Source organism: Flavobacteriales bacterium, assembly GCA_026129465.1.
Lineage (GTDB): Bacteria > Bacteroidota > Bacteroidia > Flavobacteriales_F > PHOS-HE28 > PHOS-HE28.
In genome coordinates, this window is the sequence record JAHCIA010000001.1 from 2,590,661 (window position 1) to 2,614,878 (window position 24,218).

Annotated in this window: 9 protein-coding genes; 2 read left to right on the plus strand and 7 right to left on the minus strand. The window is 64.1% G+C overall.

Annotation, left to right across the window (positions count from 1 at the left end):
* Positions 1-18 precede the first annotated feature (18 nt).
* From KIT10_11135 to KIT10_11155, 5 genes are all read right to left on the minus strand, one after another.
* Positions 19-1,026, minus strand: coding sequence for an NTP transferase domain-containing protein (locus KIT10_11135; GenBank protein ID MCW5899810.1), 1,008 nt, complete (start codon positions 1,024-1,026; stop codon positions 19-21).
* A gap of 16 nt (positions 1,027-1,042) precedes the next feature.
* Entirely contained in the window at positions 1,043-1,477 is a 435-nt protein-coding gene (gene dut, locus KIT10_11140; protein MCW5899811.1) for a dUTP diphosphatase, read from the minus strand.
* Positions 1,478-1,497: 20 nt separating this feature from the next.
* Positions 1,498-2,931, minus strand: a complete 1,434-nt coding sequence (locus KIT10_11145; GenBank protein ID MCW5899812.1) for an oligosaccharide flippase family protein — start codon at positions 2,929-2,931, stop codon at positions 1,498-1,500.
* Positions 2,932-3,038: 107 nt separating this feature from the next.
* Positions 3,039-3,827, minus strand: coding sequence for an enoyl-CoA hydratase/isomerase family protein (locus tag KIT10_11150; GenBank protein ID MCW5899813.1), 789 nt, complete (start codon positions 3,825-3,827; stop codon positions 3,039-3,041).
* Positions 3,828-3,895: 68 nt separating this feature from the next.
* Positions 3,896-7,528 (minus strand): HAMP domain-containing histidine kinase, encoded by a 3,633-nt coding sequence (locus tag KIT10_11155; GenBank protein ID MCW5899814.1) that lies wholly within the window; start codon positions 7,526-7,528, stop codon positions 3,896-3,898.
* Between the two features lie 135 nt (positions 7,529-7,663).
* Here KIT10_11155 and KIT10_11160 point away from each other — a divergent pair, with 135 nt between their 5' ends.
* A complete protein-coding gene (locus KIT10_11160; protein ID MCW5899815.1) occupies positions 7,664-20,662 on the plus strand; it encodes a gliding motility-associated C-terminal domain-containing protein in 12,999 nt (4,332 codons plus the stop codon).
* The gene (locus KIT10_11165) at positions 20,659-21,681 is read left to right on the plus strand and encodes a PorP/SprF family type IX secretion system membrane protein (GenBank protein MCW5899816.1); all 1,023 of its coding nucleotides are present in this window, start codon (positions 20,659-20,661) and stop codon (positions 21,679-21,681) included. Before KIT10_11160 ends, KIT10_11165 begins: the two co-directional genes overlap by 4 nt.
* Positions 21,682-21,686: 5 nt before the next feature.
* On the opposite strand, the gene atpG is transcribed toward KIT10_11165, so the two are convergent.
* Together atpG and atpA are read right to left on the minus strand one after the other, a co-directional pair.
* A complete protein-coding gene (gene atpG, locus KIT10_11170; protein MCW5899817.1) occupies positions 21,687-22,565 on the minus strand; it encodes an ATP synthase F1 subunit gamma in 879 nt (292 codons plus the stop codon).
* Positions 22,566-22,626: 61 nt separating this feature from the next.
* Complete coding sequence (gene atpA, locus KIT10_11175; protein MCW5899818.1) at positions 22,627-24,207, minus strand: F0F1 ATP synthase subunit alpha; 1,581 nt, start codon at positions 24,205-24,207, stop codon at positions 22,627-22,629.
* Between the last annotated feature and the right edge of the window lie 11 nt (positions 24,208-24,218).

A 24,218-nucleotide genomic window follows, 5' to 3' on the forward strand; every position in this document is an offset into this window, starting at 1 on the left:
TGGTCGTTGGGGCCGGGATCAACCCAGGGTGCTGTCGTCGCCGAGGCTCAGGTCCAGTGCGCTGCCGTTGACGATGGAGCGCTCGCCGAGCATGCTGTTGTCGATCACGGCATTCCGTACACGCACCCCCGTACGCAGGATCGAATTCCGTACCACGCTATCGCTGATCTCCGCGCCACTCTCGATGGAAACGTTGGGACCCACCACACAGTTGTTCAGCGACACATCGTCGCCGATGAAACACGGTGGTATGACCACACTGTTCACACGCGCCCCTTTGGTGCTCACCAGCTTCGGGTCGGCGCCCAGGAAGCCGAGGACCTTGGTGTTGGTGTCCACCATGGCGTCCTTGTTGCCGCAGTCCATCCACACGTCCACCGCACCGGCTTTGAAGCGCGCGCCCTTGCGCTTCATGTTCTCCATGGCATTGGTCAGCTGGAATTCGCCCTTGTCCTTCACGTCGTTGTCCACCAGCCACTGCATCTCCTTGCGCAGGCGCTCGCCGTCGGCGAAGTAGTAGATGCCGATGATGGCCAGGTCGCTCACGAACTGCTGGGGCTTTTCCACGAACTCGGTGATGATGCCCTGGTCGTCCAGCTTCACCACACCGAAGGGGCGCGGATCCTCCACCTTGTTCACCCAGATCACCCCATCGCAGTCCTTGTCCAGCTTCAACTGTGCGCGGAAGAGCGTGTCGGCGAAGGCCACGATGATGCGGCCGCTGAGGGCGTTTTCAGCGCACAGGATGGCATGGGCCGTGCCGAGGGCCACTTCCTGGTAGTGGATGGTGCCTTTGGCGCCCACGGCCTCGGCGATGTCCACCAGGCCCTGCTCCACCTTGGGGCCGAAGGCCGGGTGTACGACATAGGCCACTTCCTCCACGGGCTCGCCGGCCACCGCGGCCAGGTCCTCCACAAGGCGTTGCACGATGGGTTTGCCCGCGATGGGCAGCAGGGGCTTGGCGGTGGTGTGGGTGTGCGGACGCATCCGCTTGCCCATACCGGCCATGGGAACGATGATCTTCATGCGCTTGGTCGCTCGCTCAGCGGGTGCCGGTGTGGCCGAAACCGCCGGAGCCGCGTTCAGTGCCGCGAAGGTCCGCACTTTCCGCGAAAGCCACCCGCACGTACCGGGACACCACCAATTGGGCCACCCGCTCACCATCCTGCACGGTGAAGGTCTCCTGGCCGTGGTTGATGAGCAGCACACCCAATTCGCCGCGGTAATCGGCGTCTATGGTGCCCGGGCTGTTCAGCACGGTGACCCCGTGCTTGTAGGCCAGTCCACTGCGGGGACGCACCTGGGCCTCGGTGCCTTCGGGCAGTTCCAGGTAGAGGCCGGTGGGGATCAGGGCGCGCTGTCCGGGGGCGAGCACGATCGGCTGGTCCAGGTCGGCCCGGAGGTCCAAGCCGGCGCTGTGTGCCGTGGCATACTCCGGCAGGGGGTGCTTGCCACGGTTGATGATGCGGACGCTCACAACATCCTGGGTCAGGGTGGTCATGCGGACAAAGGTCGTAGCGCCGAGTGCTCCATCCGCCAGATCGCGGCGAGGTAGCCGCCGAGCAGCACCAGGCGCACCCCGTACTTCACCAAGCCATCCAGCGCCACCTGCTCCGCCCCCCACCACAGCACCACGGCCCCCGCCATGTACAGCAGCACACGGCTCACGTTGTAGGGGATCGGGTAGTGCTTCTGCCCCCACACGTAGCTGATGGCCGCCATGCCCGCATAGCAGGCGAGCGTGGCCCAGGCCGCGCCCATGTAGCCGAAGCGTGGCACCAGCGCGAAGAGCAGCAGCAGCGTGATGCCCGCGCCGATCAGGCTGATCGTACTACCCACCTTGGTGCGATCCGTGAGCTTGTACCATACGCTCTGGTTGTAGTAGATGCCGAGGAAGACGTTGGCGAGCATAAGGATCGGCACCACACGCAGGCCCTCGTGGTAGGCCGGGTTGGGAATGAACCACTTGAACATGTCGAGGAAGAGCATCACCACCAGGAAGGCCGCCATGCACACGGCCACGAAGAGGTTCATGATCCGGGCGAAGGTCTGCCTACTGTTCTTCTCCTTCGCGTGGCTGAAGAAGAAGGGCTCGGCGCCCATGCGGAAGGCCTGGATGAAGAGGGTGATGATCACCGCCAGCTTGTAGCAAGCGCCGTAGATGCCGAGCTGTTCATCAGCGATATCGACTGGCAGCAGGAATTTCATCACCGCGCGGTCGGCGGTCTCGTTCGCCATGCCGGCCAGGCCCGCGATGGCCAGCGGCCAGGCGAAGGTGCGCATGGGCCTCAGCAGTTTGCGGTCGAACTGTGCGAAGCGCGGCCACAGCGGCACCAGCAACAGGAACTTCACCCCGCTGGCCACCAGGTTGATCAGGAACACATGGCTGACATCGATGCCCGGATCGAGCGGCATGCGGTAGGCGAAGAAGTAGAGGCTCAGCACCACGGTGAGGCCGATGTTGGTCATGTTCACCGCCACGAAGCGCCAGGGTTTGCCTTCGTGCCGCAGCCGTGCCATGGGGATGGCCGTCATGGCATCCAGGCCCAGCGCGATGGCCAACATCCACACGAGCTTGCCATGTTCGGGGTAGCGCATGGCACCCGCGATGGCATCAGGGAATAGTGCGCTCAGCGACATGAAAGGCAACGCGAGGAAGGCCACGGCGAAGAAGGCGGTGCCGTAGGCGCGCTTCGGGTCCAACTCCTTCCGGTTGGCGAAACGGAAGAAGGTGGTCTCCATGCCGAAGGTGACCAGCACGGCAAGGAAAGCCGCCCAAGCGTAGAAGGCGGTGATCACCCCGTATTCCTCGGGCGGGAACACGCCCTTGCTGGTGTACAGCGGCGTGAGCAGGAAGTTGAGGAAGCGCGCAACGATGCTGCTAAGCCCGTAGATGGCCGTCTGGCCAGCGAGTGTGCGGAGGGCGCTCAATGGGGGAATTTGGGCAGTTGTCGGTTGTCAGTTGTCAGGTGCGGTAGAATGGACCGGTGGCGCTCTTCCCGACAACCGGCAACTGACAACCCATGTAAGCGATGCCATCAGGTGCCCATGAATCCGGCCTTCCGCTTCTCCATGAACGCGCTCGTCCCCTCCTTGAAATCCGCTGTTCCGAAGCACTTGCCGAACTCCTCGATCTCGCGGGCGAGGCCGTTCACCCCGGGCTCGTAACCGGCGTTCACCGCGCGGATGGCGGCGCCCAATGCCGTGGGGCTGTTCTTCGCGATGGCCGCAGAGAGTTCCATGCACTTGGCCATGAGTTGATCTTGCGCAACAACGTGGTTCACCAGTCCCCATTGCAGGGCTTCATCGGCCTTGATCATGCCCGCGCCGCCGAGGAAGATCATCTCCATGGCCTTGCCTTTTCCAACCAATCGAGCCAAGCGCTGCGTGCCGCCATAGCCGGGTATCACGCCCAAGCCTGTTTCGGGCAGGCCCAGTTTGGCGTTCTCGCTGGCCACGCGGAAATGACAGCTCATGGCCAGTTCCAGTCCGCCGCCCAGAGCGAAGCCGTTCACCGCCGCGATCACCGGTTTGTTCAAGCGTTCCACATGGTCGAAGAGCTTGTGGTGCCCATCGGCGCTCAGGGCCTTGCCCTCCTCCACGCTGAAGTGCGCGAACTCCTTGATGTCGGCTCCGGCCACAAAGGCCTTGGGACCGCTGCCGGTGAGGATGAGCACGCGCACGCTCTTGTCGGCCTCGGCATCGTTCAACGCACGGTCCAACTCATCGATGGTCGCGCGGTTCAGCGCGTTGAGCTGGTCGGGGCGATTGATGGTGATGAGACGGATGGGGCCGTCGTCCTGGATGAGGAGGTTGGTGTAAGGCATGCTGTGGAGCGATGCCGGACAACCCCGGGCTTGACCCGGGGCCGGCATGACATGGACAAATGTATCCGCTAAGAGCTGAGGGGTAGCGCCACGAAAAAGGTGCTCCCTTCACCCTCGCAGCTCTCGAACCACACCCTTCCGCCGGCGTTCTCCACCATGCGTTGCACCATGGCCAGGCCCAAGCCCATGCCACTGCTCTTGGTGGTGAAGTTGGGCCGGAAGATCCGCTCTCGGTCCTCCTCCCGGATGCCGATGCCATTGTCGCGCACCTCAGCGACGGCCTCATCCTTGGTGCGGCGCAGCGTGATGGCGATCCGCCCATCGCGCCCATCGGGAATGGATTGAACGGCGTTCTTCAGCAGGTTGTTGAATACCCGCAACAATTGTTCGCGGTCCGCATGCACGGGCAGGGGCGCCGAGCCTGTGCGGCGCAAGTCGCAATGGATCCCCGGCGTGGCGTGGAACACGGTCAATGCGGCCTCCGCCACTTCCGCCAGATCCAGGGCCTGGGCATGGGTGCGAGGCATTTCGGCGAAGTTGCTGAAGGCGCTGGCGATGCCGCTGAGTGTGTCGATCTGCTCCACGAGCCCCCTGCTGAATCGGTCCAGCTTTTCCGAGGCATCCACGGTATCGGGCTTCCAGGTGCGTTGGAAATGCTGGATGCTCAGCTTCATGGGCGTGAGCGGGTTCTTGATCTCATGCGCCACCTGCCGTGCCATCTCGCGCCAGGCGCTTTCACGTTCGCTGCGCGCCAGCAGCTCGGCGCTTTCGCGGAGCTCCTCCACCTTGCGGTTGTACACCTCCACCAGTTGGCCGATCTCGTCATCGCCCCGGTAGCGGATGGGTTCGTTCGCCTGTTGCAGACCCACTCGGGCGAGGGCGTTCTTCAGCAGGTCCAGTGGCCGGGTGGTCCAGTTGCTGATGATCACCGCCACCACCACGCTCAGGGCGAAGAGCAGCGCGAAGAGGTTGACCACGGCCACCAACACGTCCGCGCGCTCCTGTTCACGTTGGGCCTGATCGGCGAAACCCGGCAGCGCCAGGTAGGCGAGTACTTGCCCGCCCCGGTCGCGAAGCGGGAGGTAGGCCGCCCGGTAGTTCGCGTTGCCGATGGATTCCTCGTGCGTGAAGATGCTCGCATCACCGATCACCACCCGGGTGAACGCCACGGGGTCCATGCGTGGGCCCAAGAGGCCCGTGGCGAAGATCTGGGGGCGTGAGGTGGACAGCTTCAACCCCTGCACATCGTAGACGATGATGTCGGTGAAGAACACATTGCTCATGCGCGCGAGCAGGTGGTCGAGGTAGGCGGCATGCGATATGTTCAGGACCGGCTCGCCATCCAGCCGTTGCTGCAATTCCTGGTGCACGGAACGCGCCTTCTCCAGCAGGGTCTTCTCGAAGCGTTGATCGTATTGCCGGGTGAGCAGGCGCTGCGTGCCCACACCGAAGAAGAAGAGGCCTGCGATGGCAAAGAGCACCAAGGCCAGGCGCACCTTGGCGCCGATACCCAGCACGGGAAGACCGCGTGCGCGCCAGAGGCCATGGAGGGCCAGGGCCGTCGCGAGCACAAGGCTATAGAGCGCGAAGAGGTAGCTGAAGGCGGTGGCCCTGTCCAGCGGCCCCGGAATGGGCCGGCTGAGCATGATCAAGGTGCCATTCGGATCGCCCTTGGCCAAGTGCCGATAGCCCTCTCCATCGAACCAGACATGTCCATCATGCATGTCCGTTCGGTGCCATTTGAGTGGATGGGCATATGCCCCGGACCGTTCCACGAGACGCCCGTTCTCGTAGCGTGCGTAGGCGTATCGTTCCGAGCGCCGTGCCAGGGGGTCGTCGCCGGCAAGCAGCAAAGTGGGAAAGCCAAGTCCCTGCGCCGCCGAACGGGGATAGAGTTCCACGATAAGTTGCCCAGGTGGAAGGCTGTCCACCGGCATCACCGCCACCCGGGCATGGTAGAAAGGGCTTCGTCCGGTCTGTTCTTCAATGAAAAGATCGGGCGTATCGGAGATCGCCGCGGGATCGGCGAAGGCATCCCGCGTCCCTTGGAAACTGCGCGGCGGGTCGGCGTCCGTGGCGCATACCAGTCGCCCGTCCTGGCCGAAGGCGAAAAGGCGCACATCGTAGCGCTCCCACCAGCCGCTGAAGAAGCGCTGGCGCACCTGCCGGTCCAGATCGCCGGGTGCGCAGGGCCGTTGTCCGGAAAGCATGGCATACACGCCGCGATCGCGACGCAAGCCGGGTGACATCTCGCGAAAGAGTTGTTCCACCACGGGATCTTCGCGGGTTGCCAGACGTTCGGCGAGCACGAGCCGCTCACGCCCCTCGCGTTCCGTGGTGCGGCGATCCAACAGGTAGGCCGAAACCGCCGCCAGCAAGGCCAGCCCGGCCACCACTTGGGTAAAGCGTGGGCCGCGCGTGCGCACGAGGACCATCAGGACCAACAGGGGGATGGGCCAAAGGCCGCCCAGCAGGTCGCTCGGGACGATCCGTTGCCAGAGCAGCAGATGACATGCGATCCCCACAGCCACCCCGGGGATCCAGTTTCCGATACGCTTGCCTGCCAGCACGCTTGCCGCCCAAGCCGACGCGGCGAAAAGCCAAGCTGCCAAGGCGGCCATCATGCCGGTCAAGGCCAGCAGACTGAAGACATCCAGGCCCTGCACGTGGTAGGGGTCCAGTTCTATGCTGCTGTCATCCACCAGGCCTGTCACAAGCCAGGTGGTCAACGCGGCTTGGAGCAACAGGGCGAACGTGACGAGGAAGACCGCCAGATGCCCCTTGGACAACACCGCCGTGTGCCGGGTGATGCGGTGCAGGAAAGCCATGCACAGCAGCAGCGTCAGGGTGTTCATCAGCATGTCGCCTAGGGAGGGCAGCAGGGCCGATGTGGCGTACACCGCCGGATCGAACAAGGGCAGGCGGTCCAATGGCCCCCAATGCACGATGGCCCAAGCGGATAGGCGCAGCACGAGGGTCGCCGCCAGGAAAAGCAAGAACCCCGGGAGCGGTCTGCCGGTGCGCACCACGCGCATGGACCAAACCCAGAGGCCGGTCATCAACAGGGCCAGGCCAGCGAACAACAGACCGAGGCGGAGATGGAGCCATCGGCCCATTTCAAGAGCGCCATCGCGCCATGCCAGGTGGAGCATGACGCGGCCATGACGGTCCACCAGCGCAGGGCCGGACGATGGGCTGTCATTGGCCACCAGACCAGCGGCGACCTCCAGGGAGGGATGGAAACCGCGTTGCAGATAGCGGTTCTCGATGGGGGGCGTTCGCCATACCGGCCTGAGCGCGTGCATGGTATAGTCTCCGGAGGAAGCCATGGCGTGGGACCAGATGCCGTCCGGGGCGATCACCTGCCCGGTGCCCACAGGTCCCGGAGCATCCCGGAGGGAGGGCCCGCTCCAGCAGACGAGACCGCCGCCCCGAAACCCCAAGTAGACCGTACCTGTCCGCCGCCGTTCGGACTCCAGCTCCAGCACGTGGCGTTCCAGCCAGGCCTTAGGGCCGATCGCCTCCAGGTCGGCGCAGAGTTGGGCCGCCGACGTTTCAAGATGGGCGTAGCTCCGATCTATCGTCCGTTGCAGGCGTTGGGCCTCATGGGCCAACGCCCCCTCCGCATCGGGCTCCTCGACAAGCGCGGAAGCGCCCACCAACAGGGCGCCAGCGACCAGGAGCGGGAAGGGACGGGACATCTATGGGCGGCGGGGCAAGGGCCAAGCCAAAACTAGGTGACGCGCACGGCTTCGCCGGAGCTGGGAACCCAAGGAGCAGGCGGGGCGTAGAACGGACCCGCGCCCACCACTCATGGGCGCATTGACCTGGGACCCATGAAGAAATTCGCGACCCTCCTGGCCCTTGCTCTTTTCGGCGGTGCCCTTTCGGCACAGACCGGAACGGAGTTCTGGATGGCTCCGCCAGACGTGACCTACTACCACAACACGCCGGGAGACGAACCCATTTTCCTGAACGTGACCACCGGCGACCAGGCCGCAGTGGTCACCGTGCGGCAGCCGGCCAACGCGGCCTTCAATGGCGGCAACCCCATCGTGCTCAACGTGGCGGCCAATTCGGCCGTGCGGCACAACCTCACGGCGCTGAAGGCCCAACTGGAGACGCGCCCGACCAACCTGGTGCGCAACACCGGCCTGTTGATCGAATCCACGGCGAACATCACCTGCTACTACGAGCTGAGCAACACGAACAACCCGGATATCATGGCCCTGAAAGGGGCCAATGGCCTGGGCACCGAGTTCTACATCCCGTTGCACAAGCACGCCCCTTACTTCAACCACAACTACTCTCCCAACAACGCGGACCTGGCCTTCGCCTCTTTCGACATCGTGGCCACGGAGAACAACACCACGGTGATGATCTATTCGCCCGTGGCGGTGGATGGTCATCCGGCATTGGTGCCCTTCACCATCACGCTGAACAGGGGACAGACCTATTCCTGCGGCAACACCAATCCGCTCACGCACTTCGATCCGCTCACCCACCCATCGGGCGCCGTGGTCCTGAGCGACAAGCCTGTGGCGGTTTCGCTCAAGGACGACTCCAACCACAACCCATCGGGCGGCTGCTATGATCTGATGCTGGACCAGATCGTGCCGGTGAACATCCTGGGCACGGACTACGTGGCGATCAAGGGTGGCCTGAACCAGACAGGTGACGAGTCGATGTTCATCATGGCCGTGCAGAACAACACGCAGGTGTTCATCGACGGCTCGGCCACGCCGGTGGCCACGCTCTTCGCGGGGCAGTACTACCGGCACGACATGGACTATCTCTTCGGCGGTCCGGTCAATTCCACATACATCCACACCAGCAAGCCCGCTTACGCCATCCACGTCACAGGCTTCGGATGCGAGCAGGGCATGGCCATCATGCCGCCACTGAACTGCGCGGGCAGCCAGGTGCTCAGTTTCACGCGTTCAACCGCGGAATCCTTCTTCCTGCACCTGCTGGTGCGCAATGGATCGCAGAATGATTTCGTGGTGACCGGCCCCGGCACGGCCACCATCCCCGGCAGCGCTTTCCAGCCCGTGCCGGGCACCGGAGGCGAATGGATGGCCGCACGCATCGGATACAACCCCACGGAGGTGCCGGTGAACCAGGCATTCATCGTCACCAATACCAGTGATGTCTTCTCGCTGGCGATCATCAACGGCGGCGCCACCAGTGGGTGCCGTTACGGCTTCTTCTCGGAGTTCAGCGGCAGGATCGTGGTGGATGCTGGCCCTGACCAGACCCGCTGCGCGAGCGATCTGGTGCAGCTCAATGGCCATGTTTCGGGCGGAAGCACCACCGGCATCTGGACCACCACCGGCAGCGGCACATTCGATCCGTCGGCCACTGCGCTCAACGCCACCTACATTCCAAGTATTGGTGACCTCGCGTTGGGCACGGTCACCTTGACGCTCACCTCCACCGGCCCCTGTACGCCCGAGTACGATTCCATGGTGGTGGATTTCAGCGCGCTGCCCATCCCCGATGCGGGCGCCGCGATCGAAGCGTGCAAGAACAATCCTGCTGTGCAGTTGCAAGGCAGCATCCTCAATGCGGTGGGTGGCGTGTGGACCGGCGGCAGCGGCACTTTCCTGCCATCGAACGCGAACCTCAACGCCACCTACAATGCCACGGCCGCCGAGATCGACAACGGCTTGGTGATGCTCTACCTCACCACCACGGGCAACGGGGTGTGCCCTGCTGTGACGGACAGTGTGCTGGTCTCCTTCTCGTCGCCCCCCGTGGTGAACGCCGGTGCCGACCAGACCCTTTGCGCCAACAACGCCGCGGCCACATTGAACGGGTCTTTCACGGTGGCGACAGGGGCCATTTGGAGCGGTGGAGCGGGCAGCTTCGACCCGAGCACCACCAACGTCAACGCGATCTACACACCCACCGCCGCGGAGATCGCGAGCGGATCGGTGACGCTGACCCTGACCACCACGGGCAATGGAAGTTGTCTGGCGGTCACCGATCAGGTGATGCTTTCGTTCACGTCGGCTCCCACGGCCAACGCGGGCGGCAACGTGTCTGTTTGTGCCAACAACGCGGCGGTGACCTTGAATGGCGTGGTCACCGTGGCCTCCGGCGGCGTTTGGAGTGGTGGCACGGGTTCCTTCAGCCCCTCCAATACATCGCTGAATGCGACCTATACCCCCACGCTGGCGGAGATCGCCGCAGGTACGCTGACCCTGACGCTTGCCACTACGGGCAATGGCAACTGTTTGCCTGCCGTCTCGAACAAGACCATCGCCTTCACTCCGGCACCGATCGTCAATGCGGGCAGCGGAGGTAGCGTCTGCGCCAACAGCCCGGCCATCGCCCTCAACGGCAGTGTGATCGGTGCCACGGGTGGTGTTTGGACCGGTGGCGGCGGATCGTTCAGCCCCAATAACACGGTGCTGAACGCCACGTACACACCCACGGCGGCCGAGATCACCAGTGGCAGTGTGACCCTGAACCTGACCAGCGCGGGCAACGGCAACTGCAACCCCGAGAGCAGCACGGTGGTCTGGTCGATCACCCCTTCGCCAACGGCCAATGCCGGTCCCGACCAGACACTTTGCGCGAACAATCCTTCGGCCCAGCTCAACGGATCGTTCACCGTGGCCACCGGGGGCATCTGGACCGGCGGGGGCGGCAGCTACAGCCCGGCCAACACCAACATGGGGGCGGTGTACACGCCCACGCCCGCCGAGATCGCCAATGGCAGCGTGACACTCACGCTCAGCACCACCGGCAATGGTGCATGCAGCGGAGCTTCCGACCAGGTGACGCTGAACTTCACGCCCGCCCCGGTGGCGAACGCCGGGCCGGATGTTTCCGCCTGCGCAAACAACGCGAGCGTTGCACTGAGCGGAAGTGTGAGCGGTGCCACGGGCGGGATCTGGAGTGGTGGCGGGGGCAGCTTCACGCCGAACAACACCACACTGAACGCCACTTATTCGCCGACGCCTGCGGAGATCGCGGCGGGGATACTGACATTGACACTGACCAGCACGGGCAATGGGAACTGCAACGCGGTGACCGATCAGGTGGCGATCACCTTCACGCCTGCGCCGATCGTGAACGCGGGCACCAATGGGAGCGTATGCGCGAACAATGCGACGATCGCGCTCAACGGCACCGTGATCGGTGCCACGGGCGGTATCTGGAGCGGCGGTGGAGGCACGTTCACGCCGAACAACACCACCCTCAATGCCACCTACTCGCCTACAGCGGCCGAGATCACCACTGGCAGTGTGACCCTTACCCTGACCAGCGTGGGCCATGGCAATTGCAACGCGGTGAGCAGCCAGGTGATCTATGACATCACGCCTGCACCGACGGTGAACGCCGGTGCGGACCTGATCCTGTGTTCCAACAATCCTGCGGCCACATTGAATGGTTCATTCACAGTGGCCACTGGCGCTATCTGGAGCGGGGGCAACGGCAGCTACAACCCAGGAAATACCAACATGGGCGCGGTGTACACGCCGACGCCCGCGGAGATCGCCAACGGCAATGTGACTTTGACATTGACCACCACGGGCAATGGGCTCTGCAATGCCGTGAGCGACCAGGTGGTGTTGAGCTTCACTCCCGCACCCGTGGTGAACGCAGGACCGGATGCAACGGCGTGCGCCAACAACGCGAGCATTGCACTGGGCGGAAGTGTGAGCGGTGCCGCGGGTGGGATCTGGAGCGGTGGCGGTGGCAGCTTCACGCCGAACAACACCACCCTCAACGCGACCTATACCCCCACGCCTGCTGAGGTCGCGGCGGGGATACTGACATTGACACTGACCAGCACCGGCAACGGGAACTGCAACGCGGTGACCGATCAGGTGGCGATCACTTTCACGCCTGCGCCGATCGTGAACGCAGGCACCAATGGAAGCGTGTGCGCGAACAACTCGGCGATCGCACTCAACGGCAGCGTGATCGGTGCCACGGGCGGTATCTGGAGCGGCGGCGGTGGTACGTTCTCGCCGAACAACACCACGCTCAATGCCACCTACACGCCTACTGCGGCGCAGATCGCCAATGGAAGCGTGACGCTGACATTGACCAGCGTGGGCCATGGCAACTGCAACGCGGTGAGCAGCCAGGTGACCTTCAGCATCACACCTGCACCGACCGTGAACGCGGGTCCCGATCAAACGCTGTGCGCCAACAACGCCACGGCCTCCTTGTCTGGCGCCTTCTCCATCGCCACGGGTGCCGTATGGAGCGGTGGTAGCGGCACCTTCTCGCCGAGCACCACCAACATGAACCCGATCTATACGCCGAGCCCGGCCGATCTCGCAGCGGGCAGCGTTACGATCACGTTGACCACGACCGGCAACGGTCTCTGCAACCCGGCCATTGACCAGATGACGCTCACCTTCACCGACCCTCCGTCGGCCAATGCCGGTCCCGATGTGACGGTATGCGCCAACAATGCGGCGGTAGCGCTTGGCGGCAGCGTGCTGGTGGCCTCGGGAGGTGTGTGGAGCGGTGGCGCGGGCACCTTCGCGCCCAACGCCAACACGCTCAACGCCACCTACACGCCCGGCGCTGCCGATATCGCCGCAGGACAGGTGACACTTACACTGACCACCACGGGCAACGGGAATTGCCTGCCCGCCACCGACACGCGTACCATCTTCTATACGCCTGCGCCGATCGTGAATGCCGGCGCCAATGGCACGGTATGCGCCAACGCGCCACAGATCGCCCTCAACGGCTCGGTGACCGGTGCGGTGGGGGGCGTGTGGAGCGGCGGCACCGGCAACTTCACGCCGAACAACATCACCCTCAACGCCACCTACATGCCAAGCGCGGCGGAGATCGCGGCGGGCAGTGTGACGCTGACTCTCACCAGCGCTGGCAACGGCAATTGCAACCCGGTGACCAGCCAGGTGACCTGGACCATCACCCCGGCACCCACGGTGAACGCCGGTGCCGACCAGACGCTTTGCGGCAACAATGCCAACGCGGTGCTCAATGCCGCGATCACCGGAGCCACCGGTGTGCAGTGGAGTGGCGGCATGGGACTTTACACCCCCGGCAACCTCGCACAGAACATCACCTATTCGCCTTCACCGACCGAGATAGCCAACGGCAGCGTGACACTGACGGCCACCACCACGGGCAATGGTCTATGCAATGCGGTGAGCGACCAGGTGACGGTCTCCTTCACCCCGGCGCCCACGGCGAATGCCGGCCCTGACCAATCCGTGAGCGCGAACAACGCCAACACTACGCTGGCGGGCAGCTTCACGGTAGCCACGGGCATCCTGTGGAGCGGTGGGGCGGGCAGTTATTCCCCCAACAACACGACCCCCAATGCGGTGTACACGCCAACGGCATCCGAGATCGCCGCGGGCAGTGTGACCCTGACGATGACCACCACGGGCAACGGCTCCTGCGCAGCGACCAGTGATCAGATGACGATCACCTTCACAGAGGCGCCCACGGCCAACGCCGGCCCCGATCAGACCATTTGTGCGAACAACGCCAGCGTTCAACTGAACGGGTCCGTGACCATCGCCACGGGCGGTATCTGGAGTGGTGGCGCGGGCACCTTCATCCCGAACAACGCCACGCTCAACGCCACCTATATCCCCAGTGCTGCCGAGATCGCCGCGGGAAGCGTGACGCTGACCCTGACCACGGTGGGCAACGGGAACAGCAACCCGGTGAGCGACCAGGTGGTCATCACCATCACGCCCGCTCCGGTGGTGATCCCTGGCAGCACGATCACCGTGTGCGCCAATTCGGCCACGGCGCAATTGGCCGGTGTGGTGAACAATGCCGCAGGCGGCATCTGGACCGGTGGAGCGGGAGCCTTTGACCCCGGCAACACCAACCTCAATGCCACCTATACACCCTCGTTGGGGGAGATCGCCGCCGGGCAGGTGACGCTCACGCTGACCAGCACCGGCAACGGTCTGTGCAACGCCGTGTCGGCCAACCTGCTGATCCAGATCGCACCGGCGCCTGTGGTGAATGCCGGAGCCGACCAACTGGTCTGCGCCAACAACGCTACTGTGCAGCTCAATGGCAGCGTGGCCAACGCCACTGGCGGCATCTGGAGCGGTGGTACGGGCGGCTTCTCGCCAAGCATCACCGCACTGGGCGCCACCTACACGCCCTCCACCACGGAGTTGAACAATGGCAGTGTGACCCTGACCCTCACCAGTACCGGCAACGGAAGCTGTGCACCGGTGAGCGACCAGGTCTTCATCGTCTTCTCCACCAGTCCCACGGCGAACGCCGGGCCGGATGTGACGGTGTGCGCCAACGATCCCACCGTGCAACTCAATGGCGTGGTGACGGTATCGGGCGGCGGCATCTGGAGCGGCGGCACGGGCACCTTCAGCCCGGGCCCCAACTCCTTGAACGCGACCTACGTGCCGAGCCCTGCGGAAGTGGCCCTGGGTGGCGTGACGCTGACGCTGACCACAACGCAGAATGGACTGTGCAGCGCGGTGAGCGACCAGATGGTCATCACCATCATCGCCGCCCCGGTGGCCAATGCGGGCAACGACATCTTCGTGTGCAGCAACAATCCGCTCACGCAGCTTGGTGGTTCGGTCACCGGCGCAGGTGGCGGCCAGTGGAGCGGTGGTGCGGGTGTCTACAGCCCCTCGATCGCCTCGTTGAATGCCACCTACATGCCCACGCCGGCGGAAGTGGCAGCGGGCAGCATCATACTCACGCTTACCACCATCGGTACAGGCAACTGCGTGCCCGTGAGCGACCAGGTGCTGATCACCTTCACCCCGGCGCCTACGGCCAACGCTGGGCCTGATGAGGTCTTCTGCGCCAACAATGCGGCGATCCAGCTCAATGGCGCGGTCACCGTGGCCAACGGTGGATCATGGAGTGGCGCGCAGGGCAACTTCAGCCCCAATGCCAACACGCTGAACGCCATTTACACGCCTTCAGCCGGTGAACTCGCCGCGGGCAACGTGACGCTGACCCTGACCACCACGGGGAACAATGGCTGCTCGCCGGTCAGCGATCAGGTGACCTTCACCTTCACGCCCGCACCCACGGCCAACGCCGGTGTCGATCTGGTGAGTTGCGCCAACAATGCCGGTGTGCAACTGAACGGTTCGGTGACGGTGGCGTCCGGCGGTCTATGGAGTGGCGGCACCGGCACGTACAGCCCGGGCAGCGCCTCGCTGAACGCGATCTACACGCCTTCGCCAGCGGAGATCTCCGCAGGAAGTGTGACGCTGACCCTGACCACGGTGGGCAATGGCACCTGCAACGCCGCGAGCGACCAAGTGGTGGTGACGATCAACCCGGCGCCCATCGTGCAGGCCAACACGCCGCTGCAGACCTGTGCCAACAATGCCAGCGTGCAGCTCTCCGGATCGGTGCAACATGCGAGCGGTGGCGTATGGAGCGGCGCGGGCGTTTTCACGCCTTCGCCCAACAACCTCAACGCCGTGTATCAACCCACCTCAGGAGAGATCGCTGCGGGCAGTGCCACGGTCATCCTTACCAGCACCGGCAATGGTCTGTGCAGCGCGGTAAGCACCCAGGTGACGATCGACATCAGCCCGGCACCGATCGCGAACGCAGGTGCCGATCAGGTACTGTGCGCCAACAACGCCACAGTGCAGCTCGGCGGCTCGGTGGTCGGTGCCAACAGCGGCGCCTGGACCGGTGGCTCGGGCACCTTCAGCCCCAATGCCGGAACCCTCAATGCCAGCTACGCGCCCAGCGCATCGGAGATCGCCAACGGCGGGGTGTGGCTCTACCTCAACACCACCGGCAATGGCGGCTGCCTCAGTGTGCAGGATTCGCTGTGGTTGACCTTCACCCCGGCGCCCACGGTGAATGCCGGTGCCGATGTGACGGTGTGCGCCAACGATGCGGCGGTGACCTTGCAGGGCGCGATCACCGTGGCGAATGGTGCGCTGTGGAGCGGTGGTAATGGCACATTCAGCCCAACGGCACAGGCACTCAACGCCACCTATACGCCAACGGCTCTCGAGATCGCCAGTGGCCAGGTGGTCCTCACGCTCACCACCACGGGCAATGGCAATTGCAATGCGGTGAGCGACGCGATGACGATCCACTTCGACCCCACCCCTGTGGTGAACGCCGGTCCTGACCAGGCGGTGTGCGCCAACAACCCCGGGGTCACGCTCAACGGCTTCGTGGGCAATGCACCGGGCGGCATTTGGACCGGCGGTGCGGGCACCTTCTTCCCCTCCAACGTGGCGCTGGCCACCCAGTATCAACCCACGGCGGAAGAGATCGCCAGCGGTTCGGTCACGTTCACCCTGACCAGCACGGGCACCACCATCTGCGCCGCCATGAGCGACCAGATGACCGTGACCTTCACCGGTGCGCCGATCGTGGACGCCGGCCCGGACCAGACCGTTTGCGTGAACAACCCGGCGGTGCAGCTCAACGGCGATGTGACCAATGCCAACGGCGGCGCCTGGAGTGGTGGTGGTGGCACCTTCAGCCCCAGCGCAAACGTACTGGGCCCTGTCTACACGCCCACCGCTTCCGAGCTGGCGGCGGGCCAGGTGACGCTGACCCTCACCAGCACCGGCAATGGCAACTGCTTCGCCACGAATGATGCGGTGACCGTCGTGTTCACGCCGGCTCCGGTGGTGAACGCCGGCCTGGATGCCAGCATCTGTGTGAACAACCCCGTGACCACATTGGACGGTTCCGTGACCGTGGCCGCTGGTGCCACATGGAGCGGCGGCCTGGGCACCTTCAGCCCGAACGCCTGGACGCTTGACGCGCAGTACATCCCCACGCCTTTCGAGTTGCAGCAGGGCGGCGTGACCCTGACCCTGACCAGCACCGGCAACGGCAACTGCCTTGCCGTGAGCGACCAGGTGACACTGACCATGACCCCTGCACCCTTGGTGAACGCCGGCAACGACATCACCATCTGCAGCAACGCCTTGCAGGTGCCGCTGAACGGCACGGTGCAGGGTGGCGCGAGCACCGGCATGTGGAGCACCTCCGGCACAGGCACCTTCTTCCCCGGCGCCAACGTGCTCAATGCCACCTATCTGGCCAGCAGCCTGGATTCGCTGAACGGCGGCGTGGACCTGACGCTGATCAGCACCAACAATGGTCTCTGCAATGCGGTGAGCGATGTGATCACCGTGACGATACTGCCGAACGCCAATGCTTTCGCCGGCCCGGACCAGGCGATATGTGCTTCGCAGAGCACCGTTCAACTCAACGGCACCATCACCGGCAACGCTTCGGAAGGCACCTGGTCCACCACGGGCGGAGGCGCTTTCCTGCCCAACGCCAATGCGGCCAATGCCATCTACCAGGTGGTGCCTGGCGACGCGGCACTGGGCACGCTCACCTTCACCTGGAGCGTGAACAGCTGCGACAACGCCATGGACCAGATGGCCGTGACCATAACCCCGGTGAGCACGGTGAACGCGGGTCCTGATGTGACGACCTGTGTGAGCGAGCTGAATGTGCTGATCAACGGTACGGTGGGAGGCGCCAGCAGCACGGGCGTGTGGAGCACCATGGGCACGGGCACCTTCGTGAACCCGGCCAGCGCGCTCTCCAACATCTACCAGGCCAGCGCCCAGGATTCTTTGCTGACCCAGGTGTCATTGGTGCTGACGGCGACCAATACGGGCGCCTGTGCACCGGCCTCCGACACGCTGCACATCAGCATCCTGCCCTTTGGCACGGTGAACGCCGGCCCCGACCTGAGCTTCTGTGCCAACAATGCGGTGGTGCAACTCAATGGCTCACTGAGCGGTGACGCCACGCAGATCCAGTGGACCACCTCGGGTACCGGTTCCTTCTTCCCGAGCAACACGGTGCTCACGCCCACCTACATCCCCAGCGCGGTGGACACGGCGATCGGCGAACTGACGCTGACCCTGAGCGCAGTCAACAGCTGCAACAGCGCAAGCGATGCGATGCAACTGACGCTTACCCCCGCGCCTTACGTGAACGCCGGTCCGGACCAGACCTATTGCGAGTTGATCGACCAGTTCAGCTTGTCGGGCGTGATCAGCGGCGTGACCAACGTGGGCCAGTGGACCACCTCCGGCACGGGATCCATCGCCAACGCGGGCGCCTTGAACACCACCTACACGGCCAGCGCGGCGGATATCGCCAATGGACAGGTGACGCTGACGCTGACCTCGCTGAACAATGGCAACTGCAACGCCGTGAGCGATGCGATGACGATCCACATCACCGATGCGGTCATCGCCAACGCGGGACCTGACCAGAGTGTGTGCGTGCTGAGCGATCACGCGCAGATGCAGGGCACCATCATCAATGGCTCACCCGCGGGCACCTGGAGCACCACTGGAAGCGGCACCTTCTTCCCCAGCGCAGATGTACTGAACGCGGCCTACTATTTCAGCCCGGCCGATGTGGCCAATGGTTCCGTGGTGTTGACCTTGACGGCGACCAATACCGGCACATGCCCGGCCACGCAGGACCAGATGGTCTTGACCTTCGGTGCGAGCAGCTTCGCCTATGCGGGCCTGGACCAGACGGTCTGTGCCAACTCGCCCATCGTGCAATTGGCGGGCAACTTCAGCGGAGGCGCGACCGGCATGGTCTGGAGCAGCAGCGGCTCGGGAAGCTTCAGCAACACCACGAACCCGAACGCCACTTACACGCTCAGTGCGGCCGACCTCGCCAATGGTGGCGTGACACTGACCCTGACCACGATCACCAACGGCAGCTGCGCGCCGGCCACCGATGCCATGGTGGTGAGCGTACAGCAGCTGCCCACGATCAACGCGGGCAATGACATCATCGCTTGCAGCGCCGCCGCCGTGCAACTTGTCGCCAATGCCGTGAACGCTCCTGGTGGCCTGTGGACCACTTCAGGCACCGGCACCTTCCTCAACCCCAATGCCCTGGTGACCCTTTACTACCCGAGCGCGGCCGACAGCATCGCCGGTTCGGTGACGCTGACCGTGACCACCATGGGAGTCGCACCATGCAGCGCCGTGAGCGACCAGCTGGTGTTGAGCTTCGGCGGCGGTCTTTCGGCGAATGCGGGCCCGGATGTGGTCGCTTGCAGCGACGACCCGCAGATCGCCCTGAGCGGCAGTGTATCGGGCACCAGCACCGGCCAATGGAGCACCACGGGAACAGGCTCCTTCCTGCCTTCGGCCACGACCCTCAACGCCACCTACGTTCCCGGCCCGGCCGACTTCGTGATCGGCACCGTGGCGCTGATACTCACCACCACCAACAATCTGGGTTGCCCCGCCGGGGTGGACACCATGCTGGTGAGCTACCATGTGCCACCCGTGGTGAGCGCCGGCCCGGACCAGATCCTCTGCAGCGGCATGCAACCAGTGGCATTGAACGGTGTGGTCCAGAATGCGGGCTCCGTGCTGTGGAGCACCATGGGCAGCGGCGCCTTTGCGGACGCGGCCGCGCTGGCCACCACCTACACGCCCTCGGTTAACGACAGCATCGCGGGCGGGGTCTGGATCACCATCACGGGCTTCGGAACCGGCCTCTGCGGCAACGAGCATGACTCGCTCTTCGTGGACATCGTGCCCGCCCGCATCGCCAGCGCAGGGCCCGACCAGTTCCTCTGCGCCGACGGCACCACCATCCAACTGGGCGGCGCGGTGATCGGCGCCGGCGGAGGCGTGTGGAGCACCACGGGCACGGGCATCTTCCTGCCGGACAACGCTTCGCTGAACGCCCAATACCTGCCCAGCGCCACCGACCTCGTATTCCCTGAGCTGCATTTCGTTCTGGGCACCACGGGCAACATGGGCTGCCCGGCCGCCACAGACACGATGGTGGTGCATCTGCAACCACCGCCGACAGCGAATGCCGGCAATGACGTCAGCACCTGCGACCCCTTGGCACCTGTGCAACTCGGCGCTTCTTTCAGCGGCGCTGCGGGGGTACAGTGGAGCACCACCGGTACGGGCACCTTCCTGCCGAGCCTGAACGATCCCTCGGCCAGCTACCAACCCGGTGCCGGTGATGAGGCGATGGGATCCATCCAACTGGTGCTCACCACCACCGGCAACCAGTTCTGTCCGGCCGCCAGCGACACGCTTGTGGTCTCCTTCACGAACCCGTTGGTGGCCGCCTTCAACCTGGCGAACGCTTGCGCGGGTTCGCAGACGGTGTTCACCGATGCCAGTACCACCGCTGGTCCGGCCATCATCGGCTGGAACTGGAGCTTCAGCAACGGCGCTTCGGCCAACGGTCCGCAGGTGAACACCTCGTTCGCCGAGCCGGGCCAGTATCTGGTGACGCTCACGGTCTTCGCGGCGAACGGCTGCCAGGCCACGGTAAGCCAGGTGATCGAGATCCTCGCCGCGCCAGTGGCCGGCTTCAGCTACGAAGGCGAACCCTTCACCGGCGAGGAGATCGTCTTCACCGACCACAGCACCGGTGCCACGGGCTGGTACTACAACTTCGGCGATGGCCAGGGCACCATCCTGCAGAACCCGGTACATGTGTTCCAGCAGGCCGGGCAGTACATCGTGGTGCAGACGGTGACCAACGCCGCAGGCTGCACCGATCAGGATTCGCTGCTGATCGTCATCGAAACGAAGGACATCCTGCCCCCGAAACTGCCCAACGCCTTCAGCCCGAACGGCGACGGCACCAACGATGTGTTCATCGTGCGCGGCGGGCCTTTCGAGACGATCGAGTTGAAGATCTACAACGGCTGGGGCCAGCTCATCTTCGAAACGAACGACCCCGAGTTCGGCTGGGACGGCACCCACAAGGGCCATCCATCCATCAACGGTGTGTACGTGTACTCGGTGGTGGCCACCACGGTGGATGGCGAACTGCATGACCGCACCGGCAAAGTGACCCTTGTACGATGAACCGCGTAGAAAGCAAGCAGATGAGGACGAGCAAGAACATCCATGCGGCGCTGTTCATCGCCCTGTTGGGCATGGGCCGGGCCTATGCGCAGGACGCGCACTTCTCCCAGTACGACGCGGCGCCCATCCTGCTGAACCCCGCGCTCACCGGGCAATACGAGAACGCGGACTTCCGCATGCACACCAACGTGCGCAGCCAGTGGAACAGCCTGGCGAGCGCCTTCTTCACCACGGCCTTCGCCTACGATGTGCAGTTGCAGAACCGCTATGGCTTCGGCACCTACATGAGCAACTACAACATGGCCGGCATCATGAACACCTTCCAATTCGGGGTGACGGCCGCCTACAACGTGTCCAACGGCAAGGCGAACCACACACTGTCCGTGGGCACCAACCTGGGCCTGATCTACAAGAAGGTGAACGACAACGACCTGATCTGGGACGCCCAGTACAGCGATGGCTACTTCAATTCGGACCTGCCCACGGGCGAATTCTTCGAACGTGGCGGCCGCTTCATGCCCGATGTGGGCATCGGTGTGGCGTACCGTGGCACCAACCGCCACAAGCGTTTGAATCCCTTCGGGAACTTCGCGCTGTTCCATGTGACCACGCCGGACGAGTCCATCTTCCGCGCCCAGCGCAGTGATATGCCGATCCGTTGGTCCGTGAATGGCGGTGCGCGCATCGAGGTATTGGATGAGACGCTCTTTCTGGTGCCCATGGGCCTCTACATGCGGCAGGGCAACGACGAGCAGATCAACGTGGGACTGCTGGGCGAAATGGCCATCATGGGCTCCATGTACAGCGCCATCGCCGGCTGCTCACACCGCGTGAAGGACGCCATCATCGCGCACGTGGGCCTCAAGCACCGCAACGCGATCTACCGCTTCAGCTACGATGTGAACTCCTCGCCGCTGCGCACCTACACGCGTGGGAATGGGGCCTTCGAGTTCTCGGTGATCTACCTCGGCACGCACTCGGGACGGGAGCAGCGCCGTGTGACCAGCAGCGCCTTCTGAGCGTATCAGCCCTTCAGCGCCTCCGCGCCTCCCACGATCTCCAGGATCTCGCCGGTGATGGCCGCCTGACGCGCCTTGTTGTAGGACAGCTTCAGGTCCTTCAGCAGGGCGTCGGCGTTGTCGGTGGCCTTGTGCATGGCGGTCATACGCGCACCGTGCTCCGCGGCGAAGCTGTCCAGCAGCGCCTTGTAGAGCTGGATCTTCAGGCTCTTGGGAATGATCTGCTCCACGATGGTGGCGCGATCGGGCTCCATGATGTGATCGGTCCTGCCGGCACCTTTCTCGGCCTTAGCGGCGGGTGCGATGGGGAGGTACTGCTCCTCCGTGGTGATCTGCACGGCGGCGTTCTTGAACTTGTTGTAGAACAGCACAACGCGGTCGTACTCGCCCTCGGCGTAGGCGTCCATGATCAATTGGGCCACGGGCGCCACCTTGTCGAAATTGAGCCCGTCATAGAGATGGGCCAGGTCGGTGGGCATGCCCGCTGCCAGCATGCCACTGCGGCGGTACATGTCGGCGGCCTTCTTGCCAATGGGCATCACGGAGATCTCGTGGCCTTGTTCCCTGGCATCGATAATGGCCTTGCGCACGAGACGGAATACCTGTGTGTTGAAAGCGCCGGCCAGGCCGCGGTTGGATACGATGGGCACGAAGAGCACCTTCTTCACCTCGCGCTGTGTGCTGAACCTGCCCTCGTTGCTGTCCAGGCTGGCGCTCACGTTGCCCAGGATGGTCCGCAGCTTTTCGGCATAGGGGCGCATTCGGACAATGGCGTCCTGGGCACGACGCAGCTTCGCGGCACTCACCATTTTCATGGCGGCCGTGATCTGCTTGGTGCTGTTCACCGAGACGATCCGGTTGCGTACCTCCTTCAGACTGGGCATTGTCTATCGGTTGTCCGTTGTCAATTGTCAGTTCGCTGCACTGACAACCGGCAACTGTGCACTAATTGTCAAGGCTCTTCACCAGGTCCGCGGCCACCTTTTCCAGCGTGTCCGTGATCTGGTCGTTGTACTCTCCTTTCTTCAAAGCCGCCAGGGTGTCCGCATGCTTGTTGCGCAGCATGGTGATGTACTCGTCCTGGAACTGCTTCACGTTCTTCACGGGGATCTTGGTCAGCAGGCCCTTCACGCCGCAGTAGATGATGGCGATCTGCTCTTCCACCCGCATGGGGCTGTTCTCGGCCTGCTTGAGGATCTCCACGTTGCGGGCACCCTTGTCCAGCACGGCCTTGGTGGCGGCATCGAGGTCGGAGCCGAACTTCGAGAAGGCCTCCAGTTCGCGGTACTGGGCCTGGTCGAGCTTCAGCGTACCGGCCACCTTCTTCATGGACTTGATCTGCGCGTTGCCACCCACGCGGCTCACGCTGATGCCCACGTTGATGGCGGGGCGAACGCCGCTGAGGAAGAGGTTGCTCTCCAGGAAGATCTGCCCGTCGGTGATGGAGATCACGTTGGTGGGGATGTAGGCGGAAACGTCACCGGCCTGCGTTTCGATGATGGGCAACGCGGTGAGCGATCCACCACCTTTCACCTTGCCCCTCAAACTCTCGGGCAGGTCGTTCATTTCGCTGGCCACCTTGTTGTCTCCGGTGATCTTGGCGGCGCGCTCCAGCAGGCGGCTGTGCAGGTAGAACACGTCACCAGGGTAGGCTTCGCGTCCGGGTGGGCGGCGCAAAAGCAGCGACACCTCGCGGTAGGCCACGGCCTGCTTGGACAGGTCATCGAACACGATCAACGCAGGACGGCCCGTGTCGCGGAAATACTCGCCGATGGCTGCCCCGGTGAAGGGGGCGTAGAACTGCATCGGGGCGGGGTCGCTGGCGTTGGCGGCCACCACCGTGGTGTATGCCATGGCGCCGTTCTCCTCCAACACCTTCACGGTGCCGGCCACGGTGCTGCCCTTCTGCCCGATGGCCACATAGATGCAGTACACAGGCTTGCCGGCCTCGTAGAATTCCTTCTGGTTGATGATCGTGTCGATGGCCACCGTGCTCTTGCCCGTCTGGCGGTCACCGATGATCAGTTCGCGCTGGCCACGGCCGATGGGGATCATGGCGTCCACGGCCTTGATGCCCGTCTGCAGCGGCTCCTTCACGGGCTCGCGGTAGATCACGCCGGGTGCCTTGCGCTCGATGGGCATCTCGAACAGCTCCCCGCCGATGGGGCCTTTGCCGTCGATGGGTTCGCCCAGGGTGTTCACCACGCGGCCCACCATCTCCTCGCCCACATTGATGCTGGCGATGCGCTTGGTGCGCTTCACCGTGTCGCCTTCCTTGATGCCCACGCTGGAGCCCAGGAGCACGGCGCCCACGTTGTCCTCCTCCAGGTTCAGCACGATGCCGCGCAGACCGCTGGGGAATTCGATGAGCTCGCCGCTCTGCACACCGCGCAGGCCATAGATGCGCGCGATGCCGTCACCGACCTGCAGCACGGTACCGACCTCTTCGAGCTCGGCCTCGCTACGGAAGCCGGCAAGTTCTTGTTTGAGGATCGCCGATACTTCGGCGGGTTTCACTTCGGCCATGTCGTTTCGCT